This is a genomic window from Streptomyces sp. NPDC101490, assembly GCF_044767145.1.
GTDB lineage: Bacteria > Actinomycetota > Actinomycetes > Streptomycetales > Streptomycetaceae > Streptomyces.
Genome location: NZ_JBIWNI010000019.1, coordinates 151,617 through 160,800 on the forward strand (window position 1 = coordinate 151,617; position 9,184 = coordinate 160,800).

The window sequence follows — 9,184 nt, forward strand, 5'->3', positions numbered from 1 at the left end:
GGACCCCTTCCAGAAGGCCCGCCCTCGGGAGGACCACACCGGAAGGACCGGCCCCGTGGAGTTCGTCCGGGCGGAGCGCTTTCGTCGGACCGGGTGCGGACGGCCGATCGGATCGGGTGCGGACGGCCGGGCCGAGAGGGAACCCTCCCGGAGGAAGCCGCGACCATGGACCCTGTCCGTACGGGACCGCCCGGCTCCGGAACGGTCCGCCCGGCTTCGGAAAGGTCCATACGGGACCGCATCGCTCCGACGAGGACCGTTCCCGACGGATCCCGCCCGTACGGGGTACCCCGATCCGGCCGGCCGCGCCGGAGGGCAGCCGCCGACACCGAGCACCTTCCAACGGCGAGCGCCCTTCACGGCGAAGCCCGTACCTGTGCCCCGGCCGCACGGGCGGGAACCCGGTCGAGCCCGACCGGCGGTCGGACCCACGATGAAGAAGCCCGCACACCCCGCACCCCGGCCACCCGCCCGGCCACCCGCACGCGCAGCACCCCGCACGCGCAGCACTCCACCCGAAACGCCCCGCACGGGACCCGAACCCAGACGGCCCGTACCCCAGGGAGGCACCGCCCCATGCTCGACGAGACGCTCCTCGACGCCCCGGACGACCTCGCTCTGGCCGACCGCCGGGGCCTCCTCCGCGCCGCCGCCGAGGCGGGCGCGCGCGTCAGGACCGCCGCCCGGCACGCGACGGAGGCGGGCATCGCCGGCCTCCGTCCCGAGGGCCGCCCCCGAGCGGTCCTCGTCGCGGGCCCCGGCGCGGCGGCCGTGGCCGTCGCCGACCTGGTGGGCGCCCTCGCCGGAGCCGCCGCCCCCGTCGTACGCCTCGGGCCGACCGGTGTGGCCCCGGCGGGGGGCGCGCTGCGCTGGGCGCTGCCCGGCTGGGCCGGTCCCGTGGACCTCCTCCTGCTGCCGACGACGGACGGTTCGGAGCCGGGCCTGGCGCTGCTCGCGGAGCAGGCGTACCGGCGCGGGATCACCGTGGTGGCCGTCGCCCCGAGGGCGGCCCCGCTCGCGGAGACCGTCAGCGGCTCGGTGGGCCTGTTCGTGCCGATGGCCGTCGCCCCGCACGAGTCGCCCGACGAGCACACCGAGGGCATCGCGGCCGGTCCCGGCGCCCTGTGGGCCCTGTTCACCCCGCTCCTCGCGCTCCTGGACCGGGTCGGTCTCCTGACGGCCTCGCCGGAGACGCTGGAGAAGGTCGCCGACCGGCTGGACCGTACGGCCGAACGCTGCGGCCCGGCCGTCGCCACCTACAGCAACCCGGCGAAGACCCTCGCCGCCGAACTCGCCGAGTCGCTCCCGGTGATCTGGACGGAGGGCCCGGCGGCGGGCCCCGCGGGCCGCCGGTTCGCCGCGGTCCTCGCCGAGCTGGCCGGGCTGCCCGCGCTGGCGGCCGAACTGCCGGAGGCGCTGCCCGCGCACGGCGTCCTGCTGGCGGGCGGCTTCGCGGCGGGCGCCGACCCGGACGACTTCTTCCGGGACCGGGTGGAGGAACCGCAGGCCCTCCGGGCCCGGGTGGTACTGCTCCGCGACCGCCCGGCGGACGGTCTGACGGCCGCGCACGCGGCCCGCGAACTGGCCCTCGGCCACGACACGCCCATCAGCGAGCTGGAGCCGGAGGAAGGCGAGGACCTGGAGAGACTGGCCGAGCTGCTCGCCGTCACCGACTTCGCCGCGGTCTACCTCGCCCTGGCGACCCGCGGCCGCCCGGCCTCCTGAGACCCCGTGCCCCCGTAACCCGCCCCCGTAAACCCGTACTCAAGCCCCCGTAACCCCCTCGTCACCCACCCCCTGTCACCTGTCTCCCGACACCCCGCACCCTTCGTCACCCCCCCCGAGGAGCTGGCAGGCACCATGGACCGCCTCGTCAACACCGTCCGCCCCTACGCCTGGGGCTCCACGACGGCCATCCCGCGACTGCTCGGCACCGATCCGACCGGCGAGCCGCAGGCCGAGCTGTGGATGGGCGCCCACCCCGGCGCCCCCTCCCGCACCGCCCGCGGACCGCTGAACGAACTGATCGAAGCCGATCCCGTACGCGAACTGGGCCGTCCCTCCGTGGACAAGTTCGGGCCCCGCCTCCCGTTCCTCCTCAAAGTGCTCGCCGCGGGCGCCCCGCTCTCCCTCCAGGTCCACCCCGACCTCGCGCGGGCACGCACCGGTTTCGCCGCCGAGGAGGCCGCGGGCATCCCCGTCGACGCACCCCACCGCACGTACAAGGACGCCAACCACAAGCCCGAACTGATCTGCGCCCTCACCCCCTTCGAGGGCCTGTGCGGCTTCCGCGCCCCCGCCGAGGCCGCCGACCTCCTCGCGGACCTGGGCGTCGACACCCTCAAGCCGTACGTGGACCTGCTGCACGCCCAGCCCGAGGAAGCCGCGCTCCGCGAGGTCCTGACGGCGCTGCTGACCGCCGACCCGGAGGACATGGCGGAGACCGTCGCCGACGCGGCCGCCGCCGCCGACCGCCTGGGCGGCGCCCTCGCCCCGTACGCGAGCCTCGCCCACCACTACCCCCGCGACCCCGGCGTCATCGCCGCCATGCTGCTGAACCACGTCAGGCTCCAGCCCGGCGAGGCCCTCTACCTGGGCGCGGGCGTCCCGCACGCCTACCTCGACGGCCTCGGCATCGAGATCATGGCCAACTCCGACAACGTGCTGCGCTGCGGACTCACCCCCAAGCACGTCGACGTCCCCGAACTCCTCCGGGTGGTCCGCTTCGAGCCCTCCGACCCGGGCGTCCTGCGCCCCGAGGCGTCCGCGACCGGCGAGGAGGTCTACGACACCCCGACCGACGAGTTCCGCCTCTCCCGGTTCGTACGGGCCGAGGGCGCCGCGCCCAACGACCTGACCGCCGCCACCCCGCAGATCCTGCTCGCCGTCGAGGGCCGCCCGAAGGCGGGCGACCTGACCCTCACCCCCGGCGGTTCGGTCTTCGTCCCGGCGGGCGAACCCCTCGAACTCACCGGTACGGGTGCGGTCTTCCGCGCCACCGTCGTGGCCTGATGCAACAATGACCGGCCGAACCGCGGCGACAGAACCGGTGCATCGACGAAGGGACCACGTACACCCATGAGTGCGTCAGGCGGAACCAAGGCGATCGTCGCGGCACTCGCCGCCAACCTGGCGATCGCCGTAGCGAAGTTCGTGGCGTTCCTCTTCAGTGGCTCGTCGTCCATGCTCGCGGAGAGCGTCCACTCGCTGGCCGACTCCGGCAACCAGGGCCTGCTGCTCCTCGGCGGCAAGCGGGCCCAGCGCGACGCCACCCCGCAGCACCCCTTCGGCTACGGCCGCGAACGGTACATCTACGCCTTCCTCGTCTCGATCGTCCTCTTCTCCGTCGGCGGCATGTTCGCCGTCTACGAGGGCTACGAGAAGATCAAGGAGCCGCACGCGATCGAAGCCTGGTACTGGCCGGTCGGGGTCCTGGTCTTCGCGATCATCGCGGAGTCCTTCTCCTTCCGTACCGCCATCAAGGAGTCGAACCCGCTGCGCGGCAACCTCTCCTGGAAGGAGTTCGTGCGCCGCGCCAAGGCCCCCGAACTGCCCGTCGTCCTCCTGGAGGACCTCGGCGCCCTCGTCGGTCTGGTCCTCGCGCTCGGCGGCGTCGGCCTCGCCCTGCTGACCGGGAACGGCGTCTGGGACGGCATCGGCACCCTCTGCATCGGCATCCTCCTCATCCTGATCGCGGTCGTCCTGGCGGTCGAGACCAAGTCGCTGCTGCTCGGCGAGTCCGCGGGCATCGAAGAGGTGCGGAAGATCGAGGCGGCGGTCGTCGACGGCGACACCGTGACCCGTCTCATCCACATGCGCACCCTCCACCTCGGCCCCGAGGAACTCCTCGTCGCCGCCAAGATCGCCGTCCGGCACGACGAATCGGCCACCGAGGTCGCGGAGGCCATCAACGCCGCCGAGGCCCGCATCCGTGCCGCCGTCCCGATCGCCCGGGTCATCTACCTGGAACCGGACATCTACAGCGAGAAGGCCGCGGCGACCGGCGGGAACCCGGCGAAGACCCCCGACGCCCCCGCCCACTGACCCGCCCGGCACACCACCAGGACCCTGCCGGACCCCGCCGGACTCCCGCCGTCCCGAGACCCCCGCGCGCCTTCCGCCGCGGGGGTCTCGCACGTCCGTGCGAGCCCTGGAAGTCGGCCGTCGGCGAAATGCGGACTGTGGCCCGCCGGGCCGACCGGTGTAGATTCGTGACCAGCCAGACGTCGCTGCTGATGGCGGTCGGGCGGTCCGTGAGGACCGGCCGAGGGAGAGAGGGCCTCCGACGACGGCACCGTGGAAGACCCCGGGCACCCGTGTGCCCTGGGAGTTCCGTGGCGCCCTGCGCCCATGACCCTCACACCCGAACACACGAGGAGCAGCTCCGTCATGACGACCGCCGCACCCCAGGACTTCAAGGTCGCCGATCTCTCCCTGGCCGTCTTCGGCCGCAAGGAGATCACCCTCGCCGAGCACGAGATGCCCGGTCTGATGTCGATCCGCCGCGAGTACGCCGCGCAGCAGCCGCTCGCCGGCGCCCGCGTCACCGGCTCCCTGCACATGACCGTGCAGACCGCCGTCCTCATCGAGACCCTCGTCGACCTCGGCGCCGAGGTCCGCTGGGCCTCCTGCAACATCTACTCCACCCAGGACCACGCCGCCGCGGCCATCGCCGTCGGTCCGAACGGCACCCCCGAGGACCCGAAGGGCGTCCCGGTCTTCGCCTGGAAGGGCGAGACCCTGGAGGAGTACTGGTGGTGCACCGAGCAGGCCCTCACCTGGCCGAACTCGCCCACCGGCGGCCCGAACATGATCCTCGACGACGGTGGTGACGCCACCCTCCTCGTCCACAAGGGCGTCGAGTTCGAGAAGGCCGGCTCGGCCCCGGACCCGTCGACGGCGGACAGCGAGGAGTACGCCTACATCCTCCGTCTCCTCAACCGCACCCTCGGCGAGAACCCGCAGAAGTGGACCCAGCTGGCGTCCGAGATCCGCGGCGTCACCGAGGAGACCACCACCGGTGTCCACCGTCTGTACGAGATGCAGCAGGCGGGCTCCCTCCTCTTCCCGGCGATCAACGTGAACGACGCCGTGACGAAGTCGAAGTTCGACAACAAGTACGGCTGCCGTCACTCCCTGATCGACGGCATCAACCGTGCCACCGACGTCCTCATCGGCGGCAAGACCGCCGTCGTCTTCGGCTACGGCGACGTCGGCAAGGGCTGCGCGGAGTCCCTGCGCGGTCAGGGTGCCCGGGTGATCGTCACCGAGATCGACCCGATCTGCGCGCTCCAGGCGGCGATGGACGGCTACCAGGTGGCGACCCTCGACGATGTCGTGTCGACGGCCGACATCTTCATCACCACCACCGGCAACAAGGACATCATCATGGCCTCCGACATGGCCAAGATGAAGCACCAGGCCATCGTCGGCAACATCGGCCACTTCGACAACGAGATCGACATGGCCGGTCTCGCCAAGGTCGACGGCATCGTCAAGGACGAGGTCAAGCCGCAGGTCCACACCTGGAAGTTCCCCGACGGCAAGGTCCTCATCGTCCTGTCCGAGGGCCGCCTCCTGAACCTGGGCAACGCCACCGGCCACCCCTCCTTCGTGATGTCGAACTCCTTCGCGGACCAGACCCTGGCCCAGATCGAGCTGTTCACGAAGCCGGAGGAGTACCCGACCGATGTCTACGTGCTGCCCAAGCACCTGGACGAGAAGGTCGCCCGCCTCCACCTCGACGCCCTCGGCGTCCGGCTGACCACCCTCCGCCCGGAGCAGGCCTCCTACATCGGCGTCCAGGTCGAGGGCCCGTACAAGCCGGACCACTACCGCTACTGATGCCCCGGACGGTGACGGCCGCGCACTGACGCACCGCCGCCCCCGCCACCCGTAACGGAACCAGGCAGGCCCCCCGCACCCCGTGCCGGGGGCCTGCCCCGTCCCGTACCACCGCTCCCGGAAGCCCCCGAGGACCCATGCCCCGCGGCCGATATTCGCTCCACGACCCGCACGACCACACCCCCCTCGGCGAAGAACACTTCCACTGCGCCCCCGGCCCCTCCGGCTGGCGCTACGTCGCACGGACCACCACCCCCACCGGCGACCACCGGGGCTCCGTCGACCTGGCCGTCGACGAACTCGGCCGTCCCCTCCGGCTCGAACTCCACGCCGCCGGCTGGCAGGTCCGCGGCGCGGCCCTCGACGGCGTCACCTGGGTCCGCACGGACCCCACCGGAGCCGAAGCCGACGAAGGCAATGTGCGCGCCCACGCCTTCACCGGAACGTCCCCGGCCTTCCTCGTCGCCCTCACGCGATTCCTGCGTCTCACCCCCGCGTCCCCGGAGACCCGGGTCAGGCTCGTCGCCTTCACGGACCCCGTGCTCGCCCCCCTCACGATCGACCAGTCCTGGGCCCTGCTGGGAAGTGAAGCGCACCCCACTGACAACGGCCCCCTGACAGTGGACGAATACCAGGTCAGCGGCCTGGAGACAGGGGAGAGGCACACGGTCCACATCGCGGGTGACGTCGTCCTCGCGGCCCCCGGCATCGAGCTCGAGGAACTGGACACCCCGCCCTCCGTCTTCCCCTGACGGACCGGCGCCCGGCCCCGTCAGACGGGCGGCGCGAACCCGGTGGCGGCCGGAGCGGAAGCCCCGTCCGAGGCGGACGTCCCACCCGAGGCGGGGGAGCCACCTGAGGCGGGGGAGCCGCCCGAGACGGGGGAGCCGTTCGCGTCCCGCACCCCGGTCACCGGCGGACCACCCAGGACGGCGGGACCCGGCGGAACACCCTCCACACCCTCCGGCCCACCGCCGCCGACGTCAGGCAGCCCGCCCGGCGCACCGGTCGCCGCCCGGAACACCTCGCGCGCCCCGGACTTCTCCGACGCCGAGATCGAGGCGGAGGACCCGGGAGCGAACGCCCGCCGGGCGTCCCGCGCCTGCCGCTCGGCGACGATCCCCGCGAGATACGCGTCGGCGGACACCCCCGGCGGCGGGGGCGTCCCGGTCCGCGCCACCAGCTCGTCGGCCAGCCGCTCCGCGAGCCGCCGCCCCACCGCCTGATCCAGTTCACGCGCGCGCGTGAGGTACTGCCGGGCCTCCAGCCACAGCGCCTCGGGCACGGCGGAGAGGTCGAGCCCGGTGAACCGGCCCACCAGCCACGGCGGCGGCGGAGGGACCATCGGTGTCCGCGCCGCCGCCGGTATCCGCTCCCGCACCACCAGCGTCCCGGCGAAGACGTCCCCCAGCCGCCGCCCCCGCTCCGACACCAGCGAAGCGACACAGGCGACGACGCCGAAGGTCATCAGGATCTCCACGACTCCCATCGCCCCGCGCACCAGCGCGTGCCGGAACCGGATCGGCCCGCCGTCGTCCCGCACCACCCGCAGCCCGCAGGCCAGCTTCCCCAGGGACCGCCCGTGCGTCAGCGTCTCCACCGCGATCGGCGCCCCCACCAGGATCAACAGGAAGGAGGCGATCGACAGCGCCATGCCGGCGGCCTCGTCCAGCGAAGCCGTGGCGACCGTGAGGACCAGGGTGACCAGCAGGTACACGGCCCACACCACCACCAGGTCGATGAGCACCGCCAGCGTCCGGCTCGGCAGCCGCGCGGGCTCCACCCCCAGGACGACGGCGTCCCCCGTCACGAGACCACTCACAGCACCCACCCTTCTCCCGACCTTCCGAACCCCTCCGAACGCCAGTCTGCCAAGCTGACCGGCAGCGTGCCGCAGCAGTACGGACCGTCCGCCGCCGAAGCCCGGGAGCAGCAGCCGATCATGGACCTCGACGTCTACGTCACCGCCCACCGGGCCGAATGGGAACGCCTCGACCAGCTGCTCCGCCGGGGCCGGAAGCTCACCGGCGCGGAGGCCGACGAACTCGTCGCCCTCTATCAGCGCACGGCCACCCATCTGTCGATCGTCCAGTCCAGCGCCCCGGACCCGGTGCTCACCGCCCGGCTCACCCAGCTGGTGGCCCGCGCCCGCGCCACCGTCACCGGCACCCGCCGTGCCTCCTGGCGCGACGCGGCCCGCTTCCTGACCGCCGGATTCCCGGCCGCGGTCTACCGTTCCCGGCACTGGTGGGTCCCCACCGCACTCCTCTCCACCCTGCTCGCGGCCCTCATCGGCTGGTGGATCGGCATGAACCCGGAGGTCCAGGCGGCGCTCGGCGCCCCCGCCGACCTCCGTGAGATGACCCGCCCCGGTGGGCAGTACGAGACGTACTACTCCAGCCACCCGGCGGCCTCCTTCGCCGCCCAGGTCTGGACGAACAACGCCCAGGCCGCCGCCATGTGCCTGGTCCTGGGCGCGTTCCTGGGTATCCCCGTGCTCTGGATCCTCTTCATGAACATGCTGAACGTCGGGGTCGGCATCGGCCTGATGGCCTCCGCGGGCCGTCTCGACGTCTTCCTGGGCCTGATCCTTCCCCACGGCCTGCTCGAACTGACGGCCGTCTTCGTCGCCGCCGGTACGGGCCTCCGCCTCGGCTGGACGGTCATCGACCCGGGCCCGACCACCCGCCGGGCGGCCCTGGCCGAACGCGGACGGGCCGCCGTCGGCATGGCGATAGGCCTCGCGCTGGTGCTCTTCGTCTCGGGCCTGATCGAAGGCTTCGTCACCCCGTCGGGCCTCCCCACCTGGGCCCGCATCACCATCGGCATCGTCGCTGAGCTGGTCTTCCTCCTCTACGTGTACGTCCTCGGCGGCCGAGCGGCCCGCGCGGGCGAACGAGGGGACCTGGCGGAGTCCGACCGCGGCGCCACCCTGCCGACCGCGGCCTGATGTGCGTACGACCCCGCTGACCTGCTAAGGTCCTCCGGTGCCCACAAAAGTCATTGACATGACTGGCGTGGGGAGGTAGATTCAAACGGTTGCCTGGAACTGGACAGTTCGGCAGCGACCAAGTAGAGTTCCACTCACTCCGGTCGGGAATTCATTCCACGGAGTCACCCCGATTCTCATCCGAATCACGAAAGCCACCGATTAGGTCGGCCAAAATGATTCTGATAAAGTCGGAAACGCCGAAAGGCCCCCGGAGCGAAAGCGAAAGGGACCGGAAAGCACCGAGGAAATCGGGTCGGAAAGATCTGATAGAGTCGGAAACGAAGGAAGCGCCCGGAGGGCCTGGAAACAGGAACGAAGGAAGCGTCCGCACCTTGAGAACTCAACAGC

At 72.3% G+C, this 9,184-nt stretch carries 7 protein-coding genes; 6 read left to right on the forward strand and 1 reads right to left on the reverse strand.

Going from position 1 to position 9,184, the window contains the following annotated elements; all coding sequences use genetic code 11:
* Positions 1-576: 576 nt before the first annotated feature.
* From ACIRQY_RS27705 to ACIRQY_RS27725, 5 genes are all read left to right on the forward strand, one after another.
* A complete protein-coding gene (locus tag ACIRQY_RS27705; RefSeq protein ID WP_403930369.1) occupies positions 577-1,725 on the forward strand; it encodes an SIS domain-containing protein in 1,149 nt (382 codons plus the stop codon).
* Positions 1,726-1,860: 135 nt separating this feature from the next.
* A complete protein-coding gene (gene manA / locus ACIRQY_RS27710; protein WP_403930371.1) occupies positions 1,861-3,012 on the forward strand; it encodes a mannose-6-phosphate isomerase, class I in 1,152 nt (383 codons plus the stop codon).
* A 66-nt stretch (positions 3,013-3,078) separates the two neighbouring features.
* Complete coding sequence (locus ACIRQY_RS27715; RefSeq protein WP_403930372.1) at positions 3,079-4,044, forward strand: cation diffusion facilitator family transporter; 966 nt, start codon at positions 3,079-3,081, stop codon at positions 4,042-4,044.
* 345 nt (positions 4,045-4,389) lie between these two features.
* On the forward strand, positions 4,390-5,844 hold the full coding sequence (gene ahcY / locus ACIRQY_RS27720) for an adenosylhomocysteinase (RefSeq protein WP_351791658.1): 1,455 nt from the start codon (positions 4,390-4,392) through the stop codon (positions 5,842-5,844).
* A 137-nt stretch (positions 5,845-5,981) separates the two neighbouring features.
* Positions 5,982-6,596, forward strand: coding sequence for a hypothetical protein (locus tag ACIRQY_RS27725; RefSeq protein WP_403930375.1), 615 nt, complete (start codon positions 5,982-5,984; stop codon positions 6,594-6,596).
* A gap of 20 nt (positions 6,597-6,616) precedes the next feature.
* Here the strand turns inward: ACIRQY_RS27725 and ACIRQY_RS27730 are convergent, their stop codons facing one another.
* Positions 6,617-7,666 (reverse strand): RDD family protein, encoded by a 1,050-nt coding sequence (locus ACIRQY_RS27730; protein ID WP_403930377.1) that lies wholly within the window; start codon positions 7,664-7,666, stop codon positions 6,617-6,619.
* A gap of 120 nt (positions 7,667-7,786) precedes the next feature.
* Between ACIRQY_RS27730 and ACIRQY_RS27735 the strand changes: the two genes are divergently transcribed.
* Positions 7,787-8,794, forward strand: coding sequence for a stage II sporulation protein M (locus ACIRQY_RS27735; RefSeq protein WP_403930399.1), 1,008 nt, complete (start codon positions 7,787-7,789; stop codon positions 8,792-8,794).
* Positions 8,795-9,184 lie beyond the last annotated feature (390 nt).

Bases quoted from the DNA above. Each gene is read 5' to 3' on its own strand.
- ACIRQY_RS27735 (WP_403930399.1), top strand. From the start codon at position 7,787: ATGGACCTCGACGTCTACGTCACCGCCCACCGGGCCGAATGGGAACGC.
- ACIRQY_RS27715 (WP_403930372.1), top strand. From the start codon at position 3,079: ATGAGTGCGTCAGGCGGAACCAAGGCGATCGTCGCGGCACTCGCCGCC.
- ACIRQY_RS27725 (WP_403930375.1), top strand. From the start codon at position 5,982: ATGCCCCGCGGCCGATATTCGCTCCACGACCCGCACGACCACACCCCC.
- manA (WP_403930371.1), top strand. From the start codon at position 1,861: ATGGACCGCCTCGTCAACACCGTCCGCCCCTACGCCTGGGGCTCCACG.
- ahcY (WP_351791658.1), top strand. From the start codon at position 4,390: ATGACGACCGCCGCACCCCAGGACTTCAAGGTCGCCGATCTCTCCCTG.
- ACIRQY_RS27705 (WP_403930369.1), top strand. From the start codon at position 577: ATGCTCGACGAGACGCTCCTCGACGCCCCGGACGACCTCGCTCTGGCC.